This is a genomic window from Halobaculum limi, assembly GCF_029490015.1.
GTDB classification, from domain to species: Archaea; Halobacteriota; Halobacteria; order Halobacteriales; family Haloferacaceae; genus Halobaculum; species Halobaculum limi.
Genome location: NZ_CP120468.1, coordinates 321,689 through 344,381, shown reverse-complemented (window position 1 = coordinate 344,381; position 22,693 = coordinate 321,689). Strand labels below are relative to the sequence as shown.

The following is a 22,693-nucleotide window of genomic DNA, read 5'->3' as shown; positions in this document are numbered from 1 at the left end:
ACGGTTGGCGACGGGCTATCGACCTACTCCGGGTAGTCGCTGCCGACGACTTCGCGGATGCGGTCGGCGGTCACCTGTCCGACGCCGCTGACCTCTAGCAAGTCCTCCTCACGGGCGGTCATCACGGCCTCGACGGTGCCGAAGTGGTCGAGGAGCGCCCGCGCGGTGACAGGGCCGATGTCGCCGATAGAGGAGACGACGTACTCCTGTTGCTCCGCGAGCGTCTTCGCGCCCTTCTCGCCGTGGGCGGACACCTCGCGGTCGTGTTCCTCCTGTTCGCGGCGGGCGATGGTCTCCAGCATATCGGCCGTCTCCGACTCGTTCGCGGTTCGCAGGACGCTTGCGTCGAAGTCGATCGCGAGCGACGCCAGTGCCCCACGGATGGCGTTCGGGTGGACGTTGCGCTCGCCGTACAAGTCCTCGCCCTCGATGATCACGACAGGTCGGGCGTACGCACGGGCGGTGTCGCCAACCTGCTCGAACATCGAACGGTCGCCGCCGACGAGCGTGTCGAGGAAGTCTGCCACGGATTTCCGCTCGACGGCGACGCGGTCGGAGAGGACGTAGTCGCCGACTGCGAGCGTCTCTAAGCGGGTGGTGATCCCCTCGCGCGTGGAGAGGTCGCGGGCGATAGTCGAGTCGAGTTCGCGCTGGTCGATGACGATTTCGACGCCCTCGGTATCGGTTCCCGCCTTCGCGACGACGCCGTCGTCTGAGTCGTCGTCGGTGGCAGTATCTGCGTCCTCGTCATCGCTCGCGTCCGCGTCGCCGTCACCGTCCTCGCTGCCGGTGTCGAAGTCGGTCAAGCCTGGCTGTCCGTCGTTGGCGTCGCGGTCGGCCGTCGGTGTCTCGGCGCTCGCGTCCGCAGACCCCGTCGTCTCGCCGTTCGCGACCGCGTTGTCGCCGGAGCCGTCAGCGTCGACTGTCGTGTCACTCTTGCCGTCACTATCGAAGTCCGCCAGTCCCGCCTGGTCGTCGTCGAGTTCCGCCGACAACTCGTCGGCGACGCCCTTCAGTTTCCGCAGTTCCTGCTCCATCTCCTTCTCGCGCCGCCGCGAGATCCAGAAGAACGCCTCGTCGCGCGTGTCGTTCGCGAGGAGGACGACGACCGCGCCCTCGTCCTGTCGCCCGGTCCGGCCCTTCCGCTGGATGGACCGGATCGCGGTGGGAACTGGCTCGAAGAAGAGAACGAGATCCACCTCGGGCACGTCTAGGCCCTCCTCGGCGACGCTCGTGGAGACGAGCACCTCGAACTCTCCGGCGCGGAAGGCGTCGAGCGTCTCCTGTTGCTCCTTTTGGGTCATCCCATCCGACCCTTCCTTGTCCCCCTGGCCGACGAAGCGGCGGGTGTCGAAGGAGGTCGAGAGGAACTCCGTCAGCGCCTCGGCGGTATCGCGCGACTCGGTGAACACGATGACGCGTTCGCCGCCGCCGATGCCGAGCGTCTGCGCGAGGAGGACGCGCGTCCGTCGGAACTTCGGGTGGAGGTCGTCGAAGTTCTCCGTCTTGCGCATCGCCTCGCGCACCTTCGGTTCGGAGACGAGACGCTGACTCGCCTTCGACGCGCCCGACGACCGGGCGGCGTTGCGCTGGCGCTCGAAGTAGCGCCGGAGCGCCTCGACGCTCTGCGTCTCGACGAGTTCGACGGCGCGGCGGAGTTTCATCACCTCCGCGTGGACGGACATCCCCTTGTACGCGTCCGACTTGCCGTTGTCCATCATCTGTTGCAACTGCCCGCGCATCCGATTGAGGTCCTTCTGGGAGACGTTCGGTTGGGTCGTCTTCGAGACGCCGAGCGACTTCAGGTGTTCCAGTCGGTCACGGATCACCTCGTTGAGGGCGTCGCGAATCTCGATGATCGGGTCGGGCAGGTCGATGCGCTCCCACTGGACGTCGGTGTCGTGGGTGTACGCCGCCACGTCGGCGTCCTCCTCGGTCATCACCTCTACCTCGTCGATGCCGAGGTTCTCGCACACGTCCATTATCTCCTCGCGGTCGCCGCCGGGGGAGGCGGACATCCCCGTCACCAACGGCTGTTCGGCGTCGGCGTGGTACCGCTCGGCGATGTAGACGTACGCGTAGTCGCCGCTCGCACGGTGGCACTCGTCGAAGGTGAGATGCGTCACGTCTGCCAGGGAGATGCGGTTGCCGACGAGGTCGTTCTCGACGACTTGCGGCGTCGCGATGACGATGCTGGCGCTCTCCCACAATTCGGCGCGGTCGTCGGGTCGCACCTCGCCGGTGAACACGACGATTTCCTCGTCGGCGATGTCGAGCGCCTCCCGGTAGAAGTCGGCGTGCTGTTGCACCAGCGGTTTCGTCGGTGCGAGAAACAGCGACTTCCCGCCGACCTCGTACAGGCGGTGGGCGGTGACGAGCAGCGAGACGGTGGTCTTCCCGAGGCCGGTCGGCAGACAGACGAGCGTGTTCCCCTCGCGGGCGGTCGCCGCGAGTTCGGTCTGGTAGCGACGGTTCTCGATGAACCCCGGTACCAGCAGCGGGTGGTCGACGTACTCGGTCTCCTCGGCGGCCTCGGCCATTGTCCGACCTTACTCGTCGTTCCGGGTAAACCTTCGCGAACCGGGGTGAAAGTGAAGCCTGCTGCCAGTCGGTTCGACGAGGCGGTTCAGGCCAGGTCGCGCGGGCGGAAGTCGAACTGTCGGCGGTCGCAGGCCTCCTCCGGGACGGACTCTCCGAGCAGGGCGGCCCACTCCGGGATGTGGCACGAATCGTCTGTCATCGTGTGAATCGACACGAACGTCTGTGATAAACACTCTCCCCGATTCCCCGCGACTGGGGCTCGCAACCGTGGCGACCCGAACGCGTTCGTACCACCGTCCGCGTCCGAACGCTGTGTCTCACCACACGCCCTGCCGCAGATCCATCCACGTGACGACGGCGACGTGCGGGAGCGTCATCACCGCGATGGCGACGAGGTACACCGCCAGTAGTCCCTCCGGGCCGGCAGATGGACGCGGCGCGAGCGCCCACACGCCGGCGACGACGACGAGGCCACCGATCGTCGCGGGCGTGGCGTCGCGGGCGAACCGCCGGAGCGTCTTCGTGAGGTCACCCGCTGCGAGCGCCTCGCGTGCGCCCGAGTCGAGCAGTTCCAGTCGGGCGATGTGGCGGGTCGCGTGCCACAGGCAGAAGTAGACGCCGATGGCGAGTATTGGCGGCACGATGAGGAAGTACGCCCACAGGCCGAGCGTCTCGCCGCAGTCGACGAGCCACGGGTGGCGGTCGGCATCGTCGCTGCGGACGTGACGCGCGCCCAGCGCCAACGACGCGAGCGTCACCGCCCCGAAACCGACGGCGACGGCGGCGCGGGCGGTCGGGGTGAAGAACGGGTCGAGCGCGGTCGCGTCGGTAGCGAACAAGCCGACGAGCGCCGCCGCGACCCGTCGGTACTCGTCGGGGTGGCCGACCAACGGGACGAGCATCGGGAGACCGCCGCGGACGACCAGCGTCAGCACCCGCTCTGCACGCGTGCGAAGGTGGTCGGCGTCGGCCAACACGAGCAGAGCGTACACGTCGCCTTGTCCCCAGTGGGCCCAGGTAAGGAGGATGAAGAACACGAACGCCGAGACGGGTGCGAGCATCCACCACAGCCCGTAGCCGACGCCGAGCACGCCGTACACTGCGACGACGACACCGACCGACCGAACGAGTCCGACCGCCGAGAGCCGTGCCGGAACGAGGTGGTCGACGGCCCCGTGCGGGAGGCCGAAGACGACCACCGAGACGAGAAACGGCGCGTACCGGAGCGCGGGCGGGAGCGACGACGCGACGAGGCCGAACGGCAGTGCGACCGCGAGTGCGACCCACGACGCCCGTATCCCCCAGCGGTCGAGTGCTGCCGAGAGTGACGGCGAGAGGTACTCCGTCACCGCCATCAATCGTCACCTGGTGTGGCGACTGGGTCGTGTCGGTCGGCGTCCGTGCGCGCGTCGAATCGCTGGAGCACCCACTCGAAGAGGACGAGGCCGAACACGACGAGCGCACTCGTCACGACGAAGAACACCGCCTCCTCGATAGGCAGTCCGAGCAGCAGCACACCGGTCGACGTGTCGTCGGCGATTGTCCAGATGCCGAGGCCGATAGCGACGCGGTCGACGGCCCACAGGTACAGCGTCGGGACGCCGATACCGACGAGCCACGGCCGCGGTCGTGCGAGCAGGAACGCGCCGCCGACTGCCCACTGAAGCGCGAGGATGGGGCACGCCCAGACGAGAATCGCACCGAGATAGAAGAATCGCTCGGCCCCCGCGACGACGAGGACGCCACCGGCGACACCGAGTGCGAGCAGTACGAGGGCACCCACGGCGCGCGGGAGGCGGTCGAGGTCGCCGTCGACCGGCGAGGCGTCGAAGTCGACGCAGTAGAGCCACAGACCGACGATGACGGTCTGGAGGACGAAGAAGAGATACTCACCCACGGGGGCGAGCCACACCCGCGCGAACACGCGGCCGTCGCCGTAGAACCACGCCCCGCGTTCGATGAGATAGTTGTCCCACGGAGTCGTGTAGCAGAACGCCACCGTCCCCATCAACACGAGACCGACCCGGCCGATTCTGCGGCGGCGTGCGGGAAGCACAGGTCGCCGCCACAGCAACAGGGCGACGACCGGGAGAACGAACAGAACGTGAAAGCCGAGATACGTCAACATCACGTGAAGAACCTCCGTGTGACCGACCGACGGCGGGGTGTCGAAGGCATACTCTCTCCCCCACCCGCAGCGTGGATAAGCGTGCGGGGTCGAACGTAACATTATAAGAAACTAACACAAATATGTTCGGTCCCCAGACGGCCAAAAATATGATGTAGGGGGCTCACATAGGCCGTTTTCGGCAAAAGGAACTAAGTGGTAGTCAGCCGTGTAATATTTCGCGTATGGCAACACCAACCGCAGGGCTGGAATCGATCAGCCTCTGGATCGGAACGATCGGGATGACGCTCGGCACCCTGTACTTCATCGCACAGGGTTGGTCGGTACGTGATCCGGAACAACAGGAGTACTACATCATCACCATCTTCATCCCTGCTATCGCGGCGGCGTCATACTTCGCGATGGCGACAGGGTTCGGCCTCATCGAAGTGCCCGTCCAAGGTCTCGAGACACTCGACATCTATTGGGCGCGGTACGCTGACTGGCTGTTCACCACACCACTGCTTCTGCTCGACCTCGCGCTGTTAGCGGGAGCAGATCGAAACACCATCGCGACGCTGATCGGCCTCGACGTGTTTATGATCGTCACCGGCCTCGTCGGTGCACTGGCGCGTGAGGGGCAGGCCATCCGCATCGCGTGGTGGGCCATCTCCACGGGCGCGTTCATCGTCCTGCTGTACTACCTGCTCGGCACGATGTCCGAACAGGCCAGCAAGATGTCGGGCGAACGGGCGGCGCTGTTCAGTCAACTCCGCAACCTCGTGTTGGTGCTGTGGTCGCTGTACCCCGTCGTCTGGATCATCGGCACTGAGAGTGGCCTGGCGCTCATCCCGCTGCCCGTCGAGACGGCCGCGTTCGCGGTGCTCGACCTCGCGGCGAAGGTCGGCTTCGGGTTCATTCTGCTTCGCAGTCGGAGCGTCCTGAGCGGTTCGGGCGCGACGACCGCGCAGACCGCAGACTGAGACACGGCGTCTCGACACACCGGTACCGTCGGTTCGGAGGCATCTCGTCCACGCGGGCGATCTCGGGCCTCTTGCCCGATTTTATTGCACGCTACCCGGACAGCGACAGCGCCGTTTGGTCGTCGGCGAAAAACGGGTCGCCGGCTCAGATCAGTTGCTCGCCGTCGTCGTCGTACAGGCGGATGGCGTCGACGGGGCAGGTGCGGGCGGCGAACTTCGCGTCGAGTTCCTCGCCGTCGGGAACTTCCAGCGAGAACACGCCGTCCTCGATTTCCTCGCTGTCGACGAGGACCGCCTTGCCGGCGTCCATGTCCTTCTCGAAGGCGTCCCACTCGGCCACGCACTGGAACATCCCGACGCAGGTGTCCCGGTCGTACTCGATGCGCATACGCGACGGTCGTCGCCGGGCGTGGTAACGTCTTCGCCCGGCGATTTTCCTATCGCGTCCGGACGCCCGACCGCTCACCTGTCCTACCGGCGACGGACAAGCGTTTTGCGCCCGCCGCCGAGTCACCGCGTATGAAGAACACGGGCGGCGGCGAGACGGCGAAGCGAGCGGCGGGCGAGGCGGCCGCCGCCGAGGTGAGCGACGGCGACCTCGTCGGACTGGGAACCGGGTCGACGGCGGCACACGCCATCCGAACGCTCGGCGACCGCGTCGCCGACGGCCTCGACGTCGAGGGCGTCGCCACCTCCTACCAGTCACGGGCGTTGGCGAAGGATGTGGGTATCCCCCTGCGGTCGCTGTCGGACGTGGCTCGCGTCGACGTGGCAATCGACGGGGCCGACCAGGTAGCGACGGACGCCAACGCACTCGTGAAAGGCGGCGGTGCGGCCCACGCCAGGGAGAAAGTCGTCGCGTCGGCGGCCGACCGCTTCCTCGTCGTCGCCGACGACTCGAAACTCGCCGCGCCACTCGACTACCCGGTGCCGGTCGAGGTACTGCCCGACGCACACGCACGAGTCGAGCGAGCGCTTCGCGACGTCGGCGGCGACCCGGTGCTCCGGGAGGCAGAGCGGAAAGACGGCCCCGTCATCACGGACAACGGCAACCTCGTCGTCGACTGTGACTTCGGCGGCGTCGACGACCCCGCCTCGCTGGCGACGGCGCTCTCGGGCGTCGCTGGTGTCGTGGAACACGGGCTGTTCGTCGGACTTGCGGACGCGGTGTACGTCGGCGACGCGGACGGCGCTGTCGCTGTGCGGTCGCTGAAATAAGTGGAGGAAGGGAACCTGCTTACAGGTCGCGCGGCTGAACCGTCTTTCGGTCGTTCTCCTCGGCACGCCGGGCGGCGTCCTCGAGCAGCTCAGCAACTTCCTCGTCGAGCGCGTCGTAGAAATCGGACGCGACGTTCTTCTCCTCGAGGTACTCCTTGACGGCTGCCTTGACGATGAGGTCTGCCATGCACCCGACTTTTCCGGACGGCTCCTTATAAGATTTCCCAACTTTCTCCGCGAAGAAGCCCCCACGGACCCGTTCGCGGGGGTTTCGTTCCATAGGTTTATATACGACCGCCGGTCGGAGCCTTCGAGTCGCCCCGTTGCGTGCCCCACGGTATGCGCGAAACCCTGGAAGCCCTCGCAGACGGCGACCTCACGCCCGCACAGGCGGAGGCACGCCTCCGCGGCTACGCGACGACAGAGGCCGGACGGTTCGACGCCGCCCGTGAACGCCGACGCGGCATCCCTGAGGGTATCCTCGCGGAGGGAAAGACGCCCGCCGAAGTGGCGGCGATGGCCGACGCCGCCGTCGACTCGACGGGGCGCGCACTCGTCACCCGCGCGGACGACGAGACGGCCGAACAGGTCCGCGCGTATCTCGACCAAGAACACCCCGACGCGACCGTCGACAGAGACGCACGCGCCCGAACCGTCGTCGCTCACGCCGCCGACTACGACTCCCCGCAGGTCGACGCCGACGTGGTCGTCGTCTCCGGCGGAACTGCCGACGCACCGGCCGCACGCGAGGCGGCCGTCGTCGCTCGCGAGGGTGGCGCTCGCGTCGAACTCGTCGAAGACGTCGGCGTGGCGAACCTCACGCGCGTCCTCGACGAGGTGGAGACGTTGCGCGAGGCCGACGTCGTCGTCGCTGTCGCGGGTCGAGAGGCGGCGCTCCCGCCGGTCGTCGCCGGTCTCGTCGACGCGCCGGTCATCGGCGTACCGACCTCCACGGGGTACGGTGTCGGCGGCGACGGCCTCGCAGCGCTGTACGGCCTACTGCAGTCGTGTACGGTCCTGTCCGTCGTCAACGTCGACGCCGGGTTTGTCGCTGGAACGCAGGCAGCACTGATCGCTCGTGGAGTTGGTGGCCGCCGTGATGCACGTGATACCTAACGGACAAGATCCCCTGACGGAACCCTGAAATAACCGTGAAAGAGTATATGTGCAAGCAACCCATAGCGAGGATACCGGCAAGCGGTGGATGCCGGTCGATCATATGCCACGCTGCGACCACTGCGGGTCGCACGTATCCGACCGCTTCGCTCGCGTGTTCAGCGACGAACACGGGCGACTCAATGCGTGCCCGTCGTGCTCAGCTAACGCGGGTATCGCGGAAGCGGCACGAGAGCGGACCCGCGCTGACGATTGAACCGCTCTGGGACCACCCCATCGCACCGCAACGGCCACCAACCCAACCACCCAACCCCCCGGGGGAAGCGTGGAGCGCGGCGTCGCGCCGCGTCGCCACCGTTTATCGAGTCTCACACCGTGAGCGACCGCACTTCTGACACCGCCGGCCGCGACGCAGAGACGGACACCGACGCCGAGGTGACAGGCGCGAGCGACCGCGTCGACGGTGTCTCTGTCCCGCCCGCCGACCACTACGTGTACGTCCTCGCGTGTGCCGACGACTCGCTGTACACCGGCTACACGACCGACGTATCCCGCCGCGTCGCCGAACACGACGCGGGCGAGGGCGCGAAGTACACCCGCGGGCGAACGCCGGTGACCTTGGTGTACGTCGAGGCGTTCGACTCGCGGTCGGCGGCGATGTCCCGCGAGTACGAGGTCAAACAGTTCTCGCGGGCGCGAAAGGAGCGACTCGTCGAGTGAGCCACCTGTCGAGTGAAGTCACTCGGGAACGTCGAGGAACTCGTCTTTGTGACCGGCGTAGTGGGCGATGCGCCGGCCGAGTTTCTCCGTTCGCTCACGGAGACTGTCGTCGACGAACTCGTAGCGTGCACCCGACCCGATGGCGTCCGCGGACGGTCGCTCGCCATCCCACGGTTCGAACTTGTTGCGCGCGCCGCGGATACCGACTTGGAGGGGAGCGACCCAGCCGTGGACGCCGCGGATGGTCGACCGCATGTGTTCGAGCGTCCCGCCGTAGGAGCCACCGCCGGCGACGGCGAACAGGCCGACGACGGTGTCTTCGTACTCGTCGAAACTGCACCAGTCGTGGAACGAACGGAACGCTGACGAGTACGACCCGTGGTACACGGGTGAGCAGACGAGGACGCCGTCGGCACGACGCATCGTCGCGAGGAGGTCGGCCACGTCGCCGGCGTCTTCGGCGTCGACGTCCGGGTGGTACAGCGGAACGTCGAGCGCCGGGTCACCGAGGTTGATAAACTCCGTCTCAACGCCGTAGTCGGCGGCGGCGTCGAGGGCGTACTCTAGCGTCGCACGGCCGTAACTCCCGTCGCGCCGCGATCCGTTCACCGCGACGACGAGGGGCCTCTCAGACATACGCTCGTGTTCCCGGGCGCGAGCAAAAGCCCGTCGGGTTCCGGAACGTCAGCCGGCGAACAGACTGCTGACACCCGGATTTTTGACAGGGCCCCTCGACACGTCGGCTATGGATCAGATCTCCTTCGGAACGGACGGGTGGCGTGCCACCCTCGACACGTTCACCGACCGCCGCGTACGCATCGTCGGCCAGGCCGTCGCCGACACCCTCGCCGCCGCCGGAACCGACCGCCCGGTCATCGTCGGCTACGACGCGCGACCCACCTCAGAGGGATTCGCGGAGTCGCTCGCGGAAGTGCTGACAGGCAACGGCTTCGATGTCCTCCTACCGGAGCGTGACTGCCCGACGCCGCTGGTCGCACACGCCATCGTCGAACGCGACGCCGCCGGGGCGCTGATGCTGACGGCCTCACACAACCCGCCCGAGTACAACGGCGTGAAGTTCATTCCCGACGACGGCGCGCCGGCGCTCCCCGAAGTGACCGAACGAATCGTCGAGAACCTCCGCGACCCCGACCTCGCGGCCGCCGGCACCGACGACGAGGGCACGGTCGAACGAGTCGACCTCGTCACCCCGCACGCCGACCACGCCCGCGGACTGGTCGGTGGCGACCTCTCGGGACTGACCGTCGCGTACGACGCGATGCACGGGAGCGGCCGCGGCGTCACCGACGCCCTCCTCGAATCCGCGGGGGCGGACGTGGTCCGTCTCCGCTGTGAACGCGACCCCGAGTTCGGCGGCGGTGCGCCCGAACCCGCGGCGGAGAACCTCGAAGCGCTGGTCGACCAGGTCACCGAGGGCGACGCAGACTTGGGCATCGCCAACGACGGCGACGCCGACCGCCTCGCGGTCGTCACGCCCGAGCGTGGCTACCTCGACGAGAACCTCTTTTTCGCCGCGACGTACGACCACCTCCTCGACGACGACTCGGGGCCGGCAATCCGCACTGTCTCGACGACGTTCCTCATCGACCGCATCGCGGAGGCACACGGTGAGGAGGTGTTCGAGACGGCGGTCGGCTTCAAGTGGGTCGCGCAGGCGATGGGCGAACACGACGCGCTGATGGGCGGCGAGGAGTCCGGCGGGTTCTCCGTGCGCGGACACGTCCGCGAAAAAGACGGCGTGTTGATGGCGTTGCTCGCGGCCGTCGCCACAAACGAGGAGGCGTACGACGACCGCGTGGACCGCCTCGTCGACGAACACGGTCGCATCGTCGCCGACAAGGTTAGCGTCGACTGCCCCGACAGCGAGAAAGCCCGCGTCATCGACGACCTCTCGGACCACATCCCCGACGAGGTGGCCGGACAGGAAGTCGCGAACGTCGTCACCGTCGACGGCTTCAAACTCCTCCTCGAAGACGGGTCGTGGCTCCTCGTGCGCCCTTCGGGCACGGAGCCGAAGATGCGCGTGTACGCCGAGTCGAGTTCCGAGAAGCGGACGAAGGCCATCCTCGCGGACGGTCGGGACCTGGTCGCACCGCTCGTCTGAGTCGGGTCGGGCGGGCGGTCACTTCGTCGGGTCGCCGTCCAGTCGCCCCCGGAACCGGCCGTCGTCGCCCTCGACCGGGTCGATAGCAAACCCCAGCGCCTCGTAGAACGGCCGCACCTGCGGCCGGAACGTCGCTGTGAGCGGGTCGTCCGTTTGGGCGGCCGCGGCTTCGACCAACTGGCGGCCGATTCCCTCCACACGCCGCGAGCGGTTCACGGCGACTGCGTCGATACAGTTCTCGTCGAGGACGAGTGTCCCGACGGCCCGTCCGCTATCGACCGCGAGGAGACAGTCGCCGGCGGCGACGCGGGCCGAGAGGTCTTCCGGCACGGTCAACACCGCGGCGTCGAGGAGGTGTCTGACCGCGTCCGTCTCGGCGGCGGTCGCAGGTCGAATCTCGACGCCAGCGTCGCTCATCCGCCCTTGATCAGTCGAATCACCTGCACCTCGCTCGCCTCCACAGGGGCGTCCTCGGGAACTGGCGACCCGTCGACGAGGACCGTCACCTCGTGCGGGGAGTATCCTGTGGCCCGGCACACGTCGGCGTAGGTGGCGTCGTCGTCGAGCGAGAGGTGTTCGGTCCCCTCGCCGACGACCTCCGCGGTCACGTTCATACCCGTCGTGGGCGGGCCGTGGACTTCCCGCTTTCCTCCCGCACCGGGGGTGTCGCCTCGGCATCTCGGGGCGTTTATCCCCCCGGCCCGCCGAGCGTGGGATATGAGCGAGGCCGACGACGCCGAGGCCGATTCGGGCGACACGCCCGGGCGGGAGGTTTGGATCGAGAAGTACCGCCCGCAGACGCTGGAGGACGTCTACGGACACGAACAGATCGTCTCGCGCCTGCAGAGTTACATCGAACAGGACGACCTGCCGCACCTCCTGTTTGCGGGCCCGGCGGGCGTGGGCAAGACCACCAGCGCGGTCGCCATCGCGAAGTCCATCTACGGCGACGACTGGCGGACGAACTTCCTCGAACTCAACGCCTCCGACCAGCGCGGTATCGACGTGGTCAGGGATCGAATCAAGAACTTCGCGCGGTCGTCGTTCGGCGGCCACGACTACCGGATCATCTTCCTCGACGAGGCCGACTCCCTCACCGACGACGCCCAGTCTGCCCTCCGTCGGACGATGGAGCAGTTCTCCGACAACACGCGCTTTATTCTCTCGTGTAACTACTCCTCGAAGATCATCGACCCCATCCAGTCGCGGTGTGCCGTCTTCCGCTTCTCGCCGCTGTCGGACGCGGCGGTCGCCGCGCAGGTTCGCGACATCGCCGACGAACAGGGGATCGAACTCACCGACGACGGTCTCGACGCACTGGTGTACGCCGCCAACGGCGACATGCGACGGGCGATCAACTCCCTGCAGGCGGCGGCGACGACCGGCGAGGTGGTCGACGAACAGGCCGTCTACGAGATAACGGCGACCGCTCGCCCCGAAGAGATCGAGGCGATGGTCGAGGACGCCCTCGCGGGCGACTTCTCGAAGTCGCGGGCCACGCTCGACACCCTCCTCACGGAGACCGGGATGGCCGGCGGCGACATCATCGACCAACTCCATCGCTCGGTGTGGGAGTTCGGCCTCTCGGATCGGGAGGCGGTGCGCCTGATGGAGCGTATCGGCGAGGCGGACTACCGCATCACCGAGGGTGCGAACGAGCAGGTGCAGTTGGAGGCGCTGTTGGCGTCGCTGGCGCTCGCGGACGAGTAGCGAGCGCGGAACGGAATCTGGTTTTCGGGTGGCTCGCCGCTTACGCCTCGGGTTCGATGTAGACCATTCGCACGCGGTCGTCGATACTGCGGAGTCGCTCTTCGATCTGCGTGATGTCGTCGTCGAGACCGTTCGTGTCGAGGGCGTCGTCGAAGCTCACGTCGGCGGTGACGAGCACCTCACCCGGGCCGACGAAGACGGTGCGGAAGCCGTCGATGTGGGCGACGCCGTCGTGGGTGGTGATCGCCTCCCGAAGCGACGCCTCCACGTCGGCGGGGAGCGACTCGCCGAGGATGAGGCGCTTGTTCTCCCACGCTAGCGCGACCGCGAACCCCATCAGCAACAGGCCGATGACGACGCTGGCGATGGCGTCGAAGATGGGCATCTGGAGGAACCGCGCCAGCGAGATGCCGACAAGGGCGATGGCCGCGCCGCCGAGTGCGATTGCGTCCTCGGTGAACGCTGTGAGCGTCGTCACGTCGCTCGTCTTCGAGAACGCTTCACGGAGCCCCGACCAGCCGTACGTCTCGATCTGTCGCTGCAACTCCGCGTTCGCCTTCACGAACGCGTACGTCTCGAACAGAATCGCACCGACGAGGACCACGACGTTGATCCAGAACGGGTCGACGGGGACGAGTTCGGTGAAGTTGACGCCCGCGAGGATCACGTCGGCGCGTTCGCCGCCGTGCGTGGGGTGCATAATGGCCTCGTAGCCGTGTTTGAGCGACTCCCACCCGGCGATGCCGAACAGGAGGACGGCGACGAGGAACGCGTAGAAGAACTGCGCCTTCCCGTAGCCGAACGGGTGTGCTCTGCTCGCCTCCTGCTCGGAGTAGCGGATGCCGATGAGCAGGAACACCTGGTTCCCGGTGTCGGAGATAGAGTGGTACGTCTCCGAGAGCATCGACGGCGACCCAGTCAGCAGGAAGCCGAAGAACTTCAGCACCGCGATGGCGCCGTTGGCGATGAGCGCCGCGATCACGACCGACCTGCTTCCTCCAGCCATTGTTGCGTCGACTCTGCCGACCGTAATCAAGCCCGTGGAATCTGCGAGTCGGTGGACGACTCCCAACCGTTAGTACCGTCCCCCGCCTCGAACCGGTATGCTCACCGTCATCTCTGACACGCACGGGACCGACTCCCATCGGCTTCGCGGGCGGACGCTGGAGGCCGTTCGCGAGGCCGACGCGGTCGTCCACGCAGGCGACTTCTATCGCGAACCGGTGCTAGACGCCCTCTTCGACGTGAACGACACGGTGTACGCCGTCACCGGCAACAACGACGACGGCCCGCTTCGCGAGCGACTGCCCGAGGCGCGGGTCGTCGGCTACGAGGGTGCGACCATCGCCGTCAAACATCGAAGCCGAAGCGGGACGACGGGTCTCACGATGCTCGGGCGCGAACGCGACGCCGACCTCGTCGTGTTCGGCCACAGCCACCGCCCGGAGTTCGACGACTCCGGCGCGGTACCACTGCTCAACCCGGGCAGTTACGCACAGCCACGCGGCAACCGCCCGGCGCACGCGGAACTCGTCCGGACGGACGATGGACTCTCGGGGAGACTGGTCACGCCGGACGGCGAGGTGTTCGCGGAGTTCGTCGTCCCGGTCACCGACGACTGAGCGGCGTCGTCGCGACCGGGCCGTTCGCTCGGGAGGGGTGTGAAGCGAACGGCGCGAGGGCGGGAGGGGAGGGGAGGGTAGGTGCGTCAGCGGGAACCGTACCCTCCGCTTGTGGCGCTTTTGTCAAGTACCTTCTCTAAGCTCAAACACGGTTTTTAGTTACCCCGAGTCAGGGTGAGTTCCCGCGCGAGCGTGCTGAACACGCCCCAATTCCTCACCGACGCGTCGCGACGACTGCCACGACCGCAAGCGCGAGCAGTCCACCCAAGAGGAAGACGAACCCCGGCGACGCGGCGAGTTGGTCGACGAGCGACGGGCCGGTCTGTGCTGCGGTGGTCGCTATCTCGGTGGCCGTCTCCGTCGGTGCGGACGTTGGCGAGGGCGTCGACGTGGGCGCAGGGGTCGGCGTCGCCTCTGCGATGCCCATTCCGCCTTCGGTCGCCGTCTCGGTGGCCGTTTCCGCGGCTTCCGTCGTGGTCGCGTTCGCCGACTCGAGGCTGACGTCTGACCCACCGCTCTCGGCACCGCTGTCGGGGGCCGCACCGCCCGCACCTCCGCTCGCGCCGAGGCCGACGGAGGGCGCGAACGGCCCGCCCAGCGCCGTCTCGACGACGACCGCACCGAGGCCGACGGCGCCGACGCCACCGAGCAACCGCCGGAGCGTCGAGCGGATTCCCGACGCCTGCGACTCCGTCCCAGCGACGAGGACGAGTGGACCGTCTGCGGGCGCGTACACGTCCATCTCGCGCCCCTTCTGCGAATATGCGGTGTCGACGACTTCGACGACGCCCGCATCGCGCAGGCGCTTCAGGTGGTACTGCGTGTTCTGCAGGGAGCTATCGACGCGGTCGGCCACGTCGCTGGCGGGACCGGGGCTGTCGTGGAGCGCCGAGAGGATGGCGCGGGCAGTCTCCGAGGAGAGTGCGGCGAGCACCGCGTCGGCGTCCTCGCCGTCGACGCCGATGACGCGCGGGTCGGGGTCGTCGTCGTCGCCGCGGGACCACGGCCCACCGATACCGGGGATAGAGGAGGGCATATCGGCCATTCGTCGTTCCTCTTTCGCGGTGGGGCGTGTAAGCCTTCCGTGCCTTCGACGGATGCTCGCCCGCCGACGGTCAGGACGACCCTGCCGTCGACTGTCCCTCACGAAGAACCAGTAGGAACCCGATACCCATTAGTCGGCGTGTCACTGTGTTCAGTGTATGCTGGATTACGTCGATCTGGAGGCAGACCTCTCGGCGGAGGAGAAACTGATCCGTGACACCGCGCGGGAGTTCGTCGCCGAGGAGGTCGCCCCCGACATCGCTGACCACTACGAGGCCGGGACGTTCCCCACCGACCTCATCCCCGAGATGGGTGAACTCGGCTTCTACGCCCCCAACCTCGAAGGCTACGGCTCTCCGAACGTCTCCGAACGCGCCTACGGCCTGCTGATGCAGGAACTGGAGGCGTGCGACTCCGGCCTGCGCTCGATGGCGAGTGTGCAGGGGGCACTCGTGATGTATCCCATCCACGCGTTCGGCAGCGAAGCGCAGAAAGACGAGTGGCTCCCGGACCTCGGGCAGGGTGAGGCGGTCGGCTGTTTCGGCCTCACCGAACCCGCGCACGGGTCGAACCCCGCGGGGATGGAGACGCACGCCGAACGCGACGCCGACGGGTTCGTCCTCAATGGCGAGAAGACGTGGATCACGAACGCGCCCATCGCGGATGTGGCCGTGGTGTGGGCGCGACTCACCTCCGAGGAGGGGTCGCCCGTGCGCGGCTTCCTCGTCGAGACGGACCGCGACGGCGTCGAGACGCCGAAAATCGACGACAAACTCTCGATGCGCGCCTCCGTCACCGGCGGCATCGTCCTCGACGACGCCCGCGTCCCCGAGGAGAACGTCCTGCCGGGCGTCTCCGGGATGAAGGGGCCGCTGTCGTGTCTCACGCAGGCCCGCTACGGCATCGCGTGGGGCGCGGTCGGCGCGGCCCGCGACTGCTTCGAGACGGCCCGCGAGTACCAGACCGACCGCGACCAGTTCGGCGGCCCCATCGCGCGGTTCCAGATCCAGCAGGAGAAGTTCGCCGAGATGGCCACCCAAATCACGCTCGCACAACTGCTCGCGTACCGCCTCGCGGACCTGAAAGAGCGCGGCGACCTTCGGCCCCAGCAGGTGTCGATGGCGAAGCGCAACAACGTCCGGATGGCACGCGACCAGGCGCGTATCGCCCGCGAGATGCTCGGCGGCAACGGCATCACGACCGACTACTCGCCGATGCGGCACATGAGCAACCTGGAGACGGTGTACACCTACGAGGGCACCCACGACATCCACTCGCTCGTCCTCGGTGAGGACCTCACCGGGTTCGCGGCCTACGAGTGACCGAGTGAGTCACCGGATACCGCTCGGTACGCGGTGACTATGCGAGCCGTGGATCGGACGTTTTCGCCCGTGAACCGCGTTAGTTGGCTGATAGCGGGTGGCAGCAAGCCCATAGTTAAGTGGATGCGCTCTGAGCCGGCTATCATCGTATGGTGAAACCGATCGAGGGTGGTTGGCGAACGCTCGCGTTCTCCCGTGAGGAGGCGTGGGTCGTCCACGCCGCGCTCCTCGACCGGGTCAGACAGGCAGTCGAAGCGGGCGACTCGGAGGAGTGCTACCCCGAACTCGACGCGATGACGGCGATCGAGGCTGGCCGTGAGCGATTCGATCCCAGCGAGGTGTCGGTCATCCGCGACGCGCTGAAGGCGTATCTCGTCACTGCGCCGCCGCGCGACCTCGCACCGGGCCACGGCGCACTCCGCCGAACCGAACACTCCTGAGCGACGGTCTCACTCAGACAACGACTCTTTGCGGACGAACGACCCCCACAGACCGCGTCGGTCGGCCGCCCAGCGATACAGGTTCTCGCGCGCTTCGGGATACTTCGGGAGCCCCTTCGCCGCGGCGGTGAGCCACCACCCCGTCGCGCCCGTCCGCTTTGCCACCTGTTCGACCGCCTCGCCACACGAGTAGACGCGCGTGTCCGTGACGAGGTGCATACACTCCTCGTAGTCGTCGGGCAGGCGGGCGCGCACGCCGTCGTCCATCGCGGAGAAGCCGACGGCCTCGAACTCGCCCAGTTCGAGCGCGTGTGAGACGCAGAACCGACAGAACCCGCAGTCGTCGTCGTACACGAGCAGTGGGCGTGCCATACTAACTTCTAGGCGTGCCGTGGATTTGTGGCTTCGGGTGGCTCAGCCGGTGGTCCCATCGAGGTCTAGCGTTCGCTCGTCGGCGTCGACTCGGAACCGGCTCAGATACCCCTTCGCGAGGTGCGCCTCGGCCTGGCGAAGGCGGTAAGAGACGGTCGACGAGGGCAGGTCGAGGGCGTCGGCGAGTTCGCTCACCGTCACCCCTCGCGGCGTCTCGTAGTAGCCGTGGTCGACGCCCGCCCGGAGCGTCTCGCGCTGTTCGGGCGGCATCGAGACGGTCGCCAGCGAGTCGTCGTCCCAGCGGTCGACGGGGCCGAGTCGCCCGACGTCCAGTCGGATTCCGTCGCCGAGGTGTGCGCTCGCCTCGCGGTGAAACACGTCCACGTTCGTCGCCGACCGCAACAGGAGTCGCCAGTGGTGTCGGTGTTCACGTCGGCGTGACTGGAAGACGAACCCCAGATCGAGGCGTCGTGCAGCTTGGGCCAACACCGAGTCGCATCGGTGGAGTCGCTTGACGAACGTGTACACGACGAGCGTCGTTGGTGAGCGTTCGAGCACCTCGTGATCCCGGACTGCTCGGCACTCGGTGTCGGTCATCTCCTCGCGCGGCGCGTCCGGGTCGAGGCGGTGGCGTTCGACGCGGTCGAGCGCCGCACGCGGCCCGACGAACCGCTCGATGCGCCACAGCCGATCTCGACGGATGCAACTCGCGATGGCGTCGGCGGCCAGCGACGGATAGTCGATGAAGACGTCTGCCAGCGGGTCCGCCTTGGCCTCGTACACGAGGTCGAACGTCAGTTCACGCATACTCCCGCCCGATTACCACCCTCTCGGACCGGTCGTCGATCTGGATACCTCGGTTCACGGGTCGCGAAGTACTCGGTGGTCGACATTAGGGGTAGCGACGATCCCCACGTCGTGGTGACGGTGATTGGTGCGTGCCAATGCAGTATCTATGCCGTCAGACCTCTTCGATACCAGACATGAGCCTGACTGACATCGATCGACGGACGCTCGTTCGGATGGCTGGATCCCTCGCGGTCGGCGCGTCGCTCGCGGGGTGTACCGGTGGTGCCCCGGCGGCCGATACCGAGACCTCGCCGACGCCGTCGCCCACGGCGACCCCCTCACCTGAGCCAACCGCGACTCCCACGCCGGAGTCAACCGCGACCGCGACTCCCACCAATGAGGGCGCCACCGAAGTCGCAGTCGGGCCGGACGGGCGACTCCGGTTCGTCCCGGAGGTCGTCGAAGTCGGCGTCGGCGACACGGTCCGATGGGAGGCGCTCAGTCCCGGTCACAACGTCTCCAGTCTCCCGAGCGCCGACCCGCGCTGTTCGAACCCCGAGGGAGCCGAACCGTTCGCCTCCTACGAAGGTGAACAGCACTACGCGATTATGTCCGTCGGAGACGTGTTCGAGCACACGTTCACCGTCCCCGGCGAGTACGTCTACGTCTGCGTTCCCCACGCGGGGCAGGGGATGTTCGGCACGGTTCGCGTCGTCGAGTAGACTACCCGCGGCGTCGGACTCCCAGCCGCAACGGTGGACGCTCGACCCAATTGGTGTGGGCCAACCGACATTTGATGACCAGATATGCTGTACGGTATCATATGTCACAAAAGGAGAGCGAGCGGCGACCCGAGGCCGACGACCGAGAGGGGGCACCAGCGCGCGACCGCTACGTGGAGCGACGACGGTTCCTGCTGGCGACGGGCGCGTTGGCCGGTGTCGGCGTCCTCGCGGGGTGTGGTGGGAGCGCACCGGAGACCGAGACGGGGTCACCGACTGGGACGGACACCGAGTCGCCGATGGCGACCGAGACGGAGGAGCCAACGGAGACGGAGACGGAGACGGAGGAACCGACCGAGGAAAGTCCGTCGCTCGCCGAGCGGTATCCCGGACTCCGAATCCTCTCGCCGGAACCCGAGAACGCCGAGGCGGCCGCGCGGTCGACGTACACGGAGTACATCACCTCCCGCGAGGAGCACTACATCCGCAACCACTACCCGACACCGAGCATCGAAGAGTCGGAGTGGACCGTCTCGCTGACCGGCCTCGTCGACAGCGAGGTGGAGTTGTCGATGGACGAGATCAAGAACTCCTTCGGCACTGCGTCGGTGACGCACACGATGCAGTGTGCGGGGAACGGCCGGTCGTACTTCGACCCGCAGGTGGGTGGCAACCAGTGGACGTACGGTGCCGTCGGCAACACCGTCTGGACGGGCACCCCCATCTCGGAGATTCTGGAGGCGTACGGCGCGGAGACGAGCGAGGAGTACTTCCTCACGGTGATGGGCGGTGAACACCCGGAGGGTGAGGACGTGTTCACCCGCTCCATCCCGATGTCGAAGGTGCTCGACGACACGCTGTTGGCGTACAACATGAACGGCTCGCCAGTGTCGGCAGACCACGGCTTCCCGGTCCGACTCCTCGTCCCGGGCTGGTTCGGCTGTAACAACGTCAAGTGGGTCAACCGGATGCACGTGATGGAGACGATGGTGATCGGACAGCCGTGGGAGGAGGAGGGGGCTCCCGAGAACGGGCAGCGCACGTTCACCCACTGGCAGCAGTACTCCTACCGGGTCGACCCCGCCGAAGACTCCAGCGCCACACAGTACGAGCGCATCCCGACGTACGACACGCGCGAGCAGATGGAGCGGACCGAGGAGATACGGAACGCGTACATGTACGACCAGGTGGAGAAGTCGCTCATCGGCTACCCCGGCGAGGAGCAGACCGTCACGCCGTCACCGTCGGGCACCGTCGAAGTCATCGGCGTTGCGTGGGCCGGCGACGACGCCGTCGAGACGGTCGAGGTGTCGACCGACGGCGGCGACACCTGGAACGAGGCGGAGTTCTTCGGACCGATGGGTGAGGCGACGGGGTGGCGGCAGTTCCGCTACGTGTGGAGCGATCCCTCACCCGGCGAGTACACGCTCGCCTCGCGGGCGACCGACGAGCGGGGATACACCCAGCCAGCGACCGTCTCCGCACCCGACCAGCAACTCCGCGGTATCGAGAACGACCAGTTCCCGTGGAACCAGGGCGGCTACGGCAACAACGCGTACATGTCCCACGCGGTGACGTGCACCGTCGAGGAGCGATGACGACGACCGTCAAGCCCGGACGCATCGCCATTGTCCACCTCACCGGCAGCTTCGCCGACGGCCCCGACGCAGGCGACGTCTTCGAGACGACCGACGTGGATGTGGCGCTGGAGGAGGGCATCTACCACGACAGCCGCGACTTCGTGCCGCTGGAGTTCCGGGTCGGCGAGGGCCACGTCATCCCCGGCCTCGACCAGGCGGTCCGGGGGATGGAGACAGGCGAGACCAAGACGGTCACGCTCGCCCCCGAAGAGGCGTACGGCACCCGCGACGACGACGCGGTCGTGACCGTCTCGCGGGAGGTACTGGAGGAGCGAAGCGGGACCGACGCCGCGGTCGACGAACTCGTGCGAAGCGAACGCGGCGACGTCGGCTGGATCGTCGCCGTCGACGACGACACGGCGACCGTCGACTTCAACCACGAACTCGCCGGTCGGCGCGTCGAGTTCGAGATACGGGTCTTGGAGGTCCACGCCGAGGACGACACACACGCCGACGCCGGCGGCACCGGCGAGGCCGTCTGAGCGCTCTCCTCGCTCCTTCCGTTCAGACGACGACTGGACGCCTTCGGTCGCCGCTTACTCTTCTTCGCCCTTCCAGTAGTCTACGCTGTCCTCGCGCCGGAAGTACGCGCTCACGTCTCGCTCCTTTTCCCCACCAGGCGCGGACCCGGCTAACGCTCCGACCTTGTCGGAGTCGGGGTACACGAGCACCTCTGGGTCGCGCATCGTCGAGACGGCGAGGTAGCGCAAGACGCCCTCGGAGTCGTTGACGACGCGGTGCGCACCCTCGCGGCCGGCGGGCAGCGCCACGTAGTCGCCGGCGCGGAGCGGACTCGTCCCGCCGTCGTGCCGGATGGTACCCTCGCCCGCGAGGACGTACAGTGCCTCCTCGTTGCCCGCGTGGTAGTGGTACGGCCACGCACGCTTGCCCGCCGGGAGTTCGTACAGGCTACACCCGAGGGCGTCGCCCCCGGCGGCCGCGGCCAGTCGCTTACGCCGCCAGCCGACCGTCTCGCTTCGGTCGTTTTCGTCCCACTCGAGGTCGTCGACGTTGATGCGATTCACGACGGAGACTCACGCGTCGGCGAGGTAATCGTGTCGGACACACGACCGATTTCCGAAGCGGTTTCGCCCGTCCACGTCGAACGGTGCGTGTGAACCGTCGACCGAGGAGTACGACCGTCCGAACGCTGGTGCTCGTGTGTCTCGTCGTCACACTGGTCACGGGCGGTGCGGTCGCAGCGGCGTCGGCCGCTCCTACCCTCTCGACGCAGTCGGCGTCGGTGACGACGACCGCCGCCACGACCCACTCGTTCGTCCTGTTCAACGTCTCAGAGGCCCGGACGGACCCCGGTGGCGTCGTCGCGATGAAAATCACCTTCCACAACGCCTACGGCGCACGATTTCGAGTGACCGGCCCCGACGGCTTCCGGTACGCCGCCGACGTCGGGCCGACGGGCGGCGTCCAACTGACCGCCCGGTTCGACACGACCGCCGCCGGGCGCGGGTCGACGGAGGCGCTCTCCGTGACGGACGGGTCGGCCGGAAACGTCTCCGTCGAGGGCGCACCCGGCGACGCCCTTCCGCCGGGCGTGTACACCGTCTCCGTGTACGCCGCCGGCGCAGTTCAGGATTCGATCCCGCTGTACGTCGGTGACGCGGCGGGGTCGTCGCCGACGCCACCGGGGAGTGTGAACGCGACAGCAGCGGCGACGACGACCGATCGAACGGACTCGGCCTCGTCCGACGCGGCCGCACCTGGGTTCGGCATTCTCGTCTCGACACTCGCACTCGCGGCGGTCACAGTCGCGGCCGGCGTGGTTGGCCGTCGCGGGCGTCGCAGGTCGTAACCCTCGAATCCGGCGCTCGGGTGTCGCCCGAGTGATCGGATGCCGGCGTTTTTGTACGTGACCGCGAAAGAGTCGGCAATGGGAATCGATCCGAACTTCGACGAGAACCGAGAGCACGCGGGCGAGGAGAACGGCCTCGACGTGTGGGGGCCGGTCGACCCACCGGAGAAACTCGGCATCCACGGGAGCCACGTCGCCGTCGACTACGACATCTGCATCGCCGACGGCGCGTGTCTGGAGAACTGCCCGGTCGACGTGTTCGACTGGGTCGACACGCCCGACCACCCCGCCAGCGAGAAGAAGGTCGAACCGACCCGTGAGGACCAGTGTATCGACTGTATGCTGTGTGTAGATATCTGTCCCGTCGACGCTATCGACGTGGACGCCTCGCGGTCGTAAACAACAGCGCCGC

Annotated in this window: 28 protein-coding genes; 15 read left to right on the top strand and 13 right to left on the bottom strand. The window is 67.4% G+C overall.

Going from position 1 to position 22,693, the window contains the following annotated elements; translation table 11 throughout:
- Nucleotides 1–23: 23 nt before the first annotated feature.
- From P0D77_RS01715 to P0D77_RS01705, 3 genes are all read right to left on the bottom strand, one after another.
- Nucleotides 24–2,540, bottom strand: a complete 2,517-nt coding sequence (locus tag P0D77_RS01715; RefSeq protein WP_277554420.1) for a DEAD/DEAH box helicase — start codon at nucleotides 2,538–2,540, stop codon at nucleotides 24–26.
- 318 nt (nucleotides 2,541–2,858) lie between these two features.
- Nucleotides 2,859–3,896, bottom strand: coding sequence for a Brp/Blh family beta-carotene 15,15'-dioxygenase (locus tag P0D77_RS01710; RefSeq protein ID WP_277554419.1), 1,038 nt, complete (start codon nucleotides 3,894–3,896; stop codon nucleotides 2,859–2,861).
- On the bottom strand, nucleotides 3,896–4,669 hold the full coding sequence (locus P0D77_RS01705) for a lycopene cyclase domain-containing protein (protein WP_277554417.1): 774 nt from the start codon (nucleotides 4,667–4,669) through the stop codon (nucleotides 3,896–3,898). The genes P0D77_RS01710 and P0D77_RS01705 overlap by 1 nt, the downstream gene beginning before the upstream one ends.
- A gap of 224 nt (nucleotides 4,670–4,893) precedes the next feature.
- Between P0D77_RS01705 and P0D77_RS01700 the strand changes: the two genes are divergently transcribed.
- Nucleotides 4,894–5,631: a bacteriorhodopsin gene (locus P0D77_RS01700; protein WP_277554415.1), complete on the top strand. Its 738-nt coding sequence runs from the start codon at nucleotides 4,894–4,896 to the stop codon at nucleotides 5,629–5,631.
- Between the two features lie 145 nt (nucleotides 5,632–5,776).
- Here the strand turns inward: P0D77_RS01700 and P0D77_RS01695 are convergent, their stop codons facing one another.
- The gene (locus tag P0D77_RS01695) at nucleotides 5,777–6,019 is read right to left on the bottom strand and encodes a ferredoxin (protein WP_277554414.1); all 243 of its coding nucleotides are present in this window, start codon (nucleotides 6,017–6,019) and stop codon (nucleotides 5,777–5,779) included.
- A gap of 131 nt (nucleotides 6,020–6,150) precedes the next feature.
- On the opposite strand from P0D77_RS01695, the gene rpiA reads away from it, so the two are divergent.
- Entirely contained in the window at nucleotides 6,151–6,849 is a 699-nt protein-coding gene (rpiA, locus tag P0D77_RS01690) for a ribose-5-phosphate isomerase RpiA (RefSeq protein ID WP_277554413.1), read from the top strand.
- A gap of 19 nt (nucleotides 6,850–6,868) precedes the next feature.
- Here rpiA and P0D77_RS01685 read toward each other — a convergent pair whose 3' ends face one another.
- Nucleotides 6,869–7,036 (bottom strand): DUF1931 family protein, encoded by a 168-nt coding sequence (locus P0D77_RS01685; protein ID WP_276238107.1) that lies wholly within the window; start codon nucleotides 7,034–7,036, stop codon nucleotides 6,869–6,871.
- A 152-nt stretch (nucleotides 7,037–7,188) separates the two neighbouring features.
- Between P0D77_RS01685 and larB the strand changes: the two genes are divergently transcribed.
- From larB to P0D77_RS01675, 3 genes are all read left to right on the top strand, one after another.
- Complete coding sequence (gene larB, locus P0D77_RS01680; protein WP_277554411.1) at nucleotides 7,189–7,965, top strand: nickel pincer cofactor biosynthesis protein LarB; 777 nt, start codon at nucleotides 7,189–7,191, stop codon at nucleotides 7,963–7,965.
- Nucleotides 7,966–8,068: 103 nt separating this feature from the next.
- Complete coding sequence (locus P0D77_RS17680) at nucleotides 8,069–8,221, top strand: DUF7563 family protein (protein WP_432764819.1); 153 nt, start codon at nucleotides 8,069–8,071, stop codon at nucleotides 8,219–8,221.
- Nucleotides 8,222–8,400: 179 nt separating this feature from the next.
- Nucleotides 8,401–8,685 carry a GIY-YIG nuclease family protein gene (locus P0D77_RS01675; RefSeq protein WP_277555834.1) on the top strand — a complete coding sequence of 95 codons (285 nt, stop codon included), beginning with the start codon at nucleotides 8,401–8,403 and terminating at the stop codon, nucleotides 8,683–8,685.
- 18 nt (nucleotides 8,686–8,703) lie between these two features.
- On the opposite strand, the gene P0D77_RS01670 is transcribed toward P0D77_RS01675, so the two are convergent.
- Complete coding sequence (locus tag P0D77_RS01670) at nucleotides 8,704–9,321, bottom strand: NADPH-dependent FMN reductase (protein ID WP_277554410.1); 618 nt, start codon at nucleotides 9,319–9,321, stop codon at nucleotides 8,704–8,706.
- A 109-nt stretch (nucleotides 9,322–9,430) separates the two neighbouring features.
- Here P0D77_RS01670 and P0D77_RS01665 point away from each other — a divergent pair, with 109 nt between their 5' ends.
- Nucleotides 9,431–10,810: a phosphoglucomutase/phosphomannomutase family protein gene (locus P0D77_RS01665; RefSeq protein ID WP_277554409.1), complete on the top strand. Its 1,380-nt coding sequence runs from the start codon at nucleotides 9,431–9,433 to the stop codon at nucleotides 10,808–10,810.
- Nucleotides 10,811–10,828: 18 nt separating this feature from the next.
- Here the strand turns inward: P0D77_RS01665 and P0D77_RS01660 are convergent, their stop codons facing one another.
- Together P0D77_RS01660 and samp2 are read right to left on the bottom strand one after the other, a co-directional pair.
- A complete protein-coding gene (locus P0D77_RS01660) occupies nucleotides 10,829–11,227 on the bottom strand; it encodes a GNAT family N-acetyltransferase (protein ID WP_277554408.1) in 399 nt (132 codons plus the stop codon).
- Entirely contained in the window at nucleotides 11,224–11,424 is a 201-nt protein-coding gene (samp2, locus tag P0D77_RS01655) for a ubiquitin-like small modifier protein SAMP2 (protein ID WP_277554407.1), read from the bottom strand. Before samp2 ends, P0D77_RS01660 begins: the two co-directional genes overlap by 4 nt.
- Nucleotides 11,425–11,527: 103 nt before the next feature.
- On the opposite strand from samp2, the gene P0D77_RS01650 reads away from it, so the two are divergent.
- Nucleotides 11,528–12,520: a replication factor C small subunit gene (locus tag P0D77_RS01650; protein WP_277554406.1), complete on the top strand. Its 993-nt coding sequence runs from the start codon at nucleotides 11,528–11,530 to the stop codon at nucleotides 12,518–12,520.
- Nucleotides 12,521–12,560: 40 nt separating this feature from the next.
- On the opposite strand, the gene P0D77_RS01645 is transcribed toward P0D77_RS01650, so the two are convergent.
- Nucleotides 12,561–13,526 carry a cation diffusion facilitator family transporter gene (locus P0D77_RS01645; RefSeq protein ID WP_277554405.1) on the bottom strand — a complete coding sequence of 322 codons (966 nt, stop codon included), beginning with the start codon at nucleotides 13,524–13,526 and terminating at the stop codon, nucleotides 12,561–12,563.
- Nucleotides 13,527–13,623: 97 nt separating this feature from the next.
- Between P0D77_RS01645 and P0D77_RS01640 the strand changes: the two genes are divergently transcribed.
- Nucleotides 13,624–14,142: a metallophosphoesterase gene (locus P0D77_RS01640; protein WP_277554404.1), complete on the top strand. Its 519-nt coding sequence runs from the start codon at nucleotides 13,624–13,626 to the stop codon at nucleotides 14,140–14,142.
- Nucleotides 14,143–14,356: 214 nt separating this feature from the next.
- Here P0D77_RS01640 and P0D77_RS01635 read toward each other — a convergent pair whose 3' ends face one another.
- Nucleotides 14,357–15,178, bottom strand: a complete 822-nt coding sequence (locus P0D77_RS01635; RefSeq protein ID WP_277554402.1) for an ArsR/SmtB family transcription factor — start codon at nucleotides 15,176–15,178, stop codon at nucleotides 14,357–14,359.
- 166 nt (nucleotides 15,179–15,344) lie between these two features.
- Here P0D77_RS01635 and P0D77_RS01630 point away from each other — a divergent pair, with 166 nt between their 5' ends.
- Complete coding sequence (locus P0D77_RS01630) at nucleotides 15,345–16,508, top strand: acyl-CoA dehydrogenase family protein (RefSeq protein WP_277554401.1); 1,164 nt, start codon at nucleotides 15,345–15,347, stop codon at nucleotides 16,506–16,508.
- Between the two features lie 149 nt (nucleotides 16,509–16,657).
- Nucleotides 16,658–16,948: a DUF7853 family protein gene (locus P0D77_RS01625; RefSeq protein ID WP_277554400.1), complete on the top strand. Its 291-nt coding sequence runs from the start codon at nucleotides 16,658–16,660 to the stop codon at nucleotides 16,946–16,948.
- A 9-nt stretch (nucleotides 16,949–16,957) separates the two neighbouring features.
- On the opposite strand, the gene P0D77_RS01620 is transcribed toward P0D77_RS01625, so the two are convergent.
- Entirely contained in the window at nucleotides 16,958–17,320 is a 363-nt protein-coding gene (locus tag P0D77_RS01620) for a thiol-disulfide oxidoreductase DCC family protein (protein ID WP_277554399.1), read from the bottom strand.
- 42 nt (nucleotides 17,321–17,362) lie between these two features.
- Nucleotides 17,363–18,127, bottom strand: a complete 765-nt coding sequence (locus P0D77_RS01615; RefSeq protein ID WP_277554398.1) for a helix-turn-helix domain-containing protein — start codon at nucleotides 18,125–18,127, stop codon at nucleotides 17,363–17,365.
- Nucleotides 18,128–18,303: 176 nt separating this feature from the next.
- On the opposite strand from P0D77_RS01615, the gene P0D77_RS01610 reads away from it, so the two are divergent.
- The 3 genes from P0D77_RS01610 to P0D77_RS01600 all read left to right on the top strand — a co-directional run bounded on the left by P0D77_RS01610 (nucleotide 18,304) and on the right by P0D77_RS01600 (nucleotide 20,953).
- A complete protein-coding gene (locus P0D77_RS01610) occupies nucleotides 18,304–18,831 on the top strand; it encodes a plastocyanin/azurin family copper-binding protein (protein ID WP_277554397.1) in 528 nt (175 codons plus the stop codon).
- Between the two features lie 101 nt (nucleotides 18,832–18,932).
- A complete protein-coding gene (locus tag P0D77_RS01605; RefSeq protein ID WP_277554396.1) occupies nucleotides 18,933–20,429 on the top strand; it encodes a molybdopterin-dependent oxidoreductase in 1,497 nt (498 codons plus the stop codon).
- Nucleotides 20,426–20,953 (top strand): FKBP-type peptidyl-prolyl cis-trans isomerase, encoded by a 528-nt coding sequence (locus tag P0D77_RS01600; RefSeq protein WP_277554395.1) that lies wholly within the window; start codon nucleotides 20,426–20,428, stop codon nucleotides 20,951–20,953. The genes P0D77_RS01605 and P0D77_RS01600 overlap by 4 nt, the downstream gene beginning before the upstream one ends.
- A gap of 54 nt (nucleotides 20,954–21,007) precedes the next feature.
- On the opposite strand, the gene P0D77_RS01595 is transcribed toward P0D77_RS01600, so the two are convergent.
- A complete protein-coding gene (locus P0D77_RS01595; protein WP_277554394.1) occupies nucleotides 21,008–21,496 on the bottom strand; it encodes a cupin domain-containing protein in 489 nt (162 codons plus the stop codon).
- Nucleotides 21,497–21,585: 89 nt separating this feature from the next.
- Here P0D77_RS01595 and P0D77_RS01590 point away from each other — a divergent pair, with 89 nt between their 5' ends.
- Both P0D77_RS01590 and P0D77_RS01585 read left to right on the top strand, forming a co-directional pair.
- Complete coding sequence (locus P0D77_RS01590) at nucleotides 21,586–22,281, top strand: hypothetical protein (RefSeq protein ID WP_277554393.1); 696 nt, start codon at nucleotides 21,586–21,588, stop codon at nucleotides 22,279–22,281.
- 78 nt (nucleotides 22,282–22,359) lie between these two features.
- Nucleotides 22,360–22,680, top strand: coding sequence for a 4Fe-4S dicluster domain-containing protein (locus P0D77_RS01585; protein ID WP_277554392.1), 321 nt, complete (start codon nucleotides 22,360–22,362; stop codon nucleotides 22,678–22,680).
- The last annotated feature ends 13 nt before the right edge of the window (nucleotides 22,681–22,693 follow it).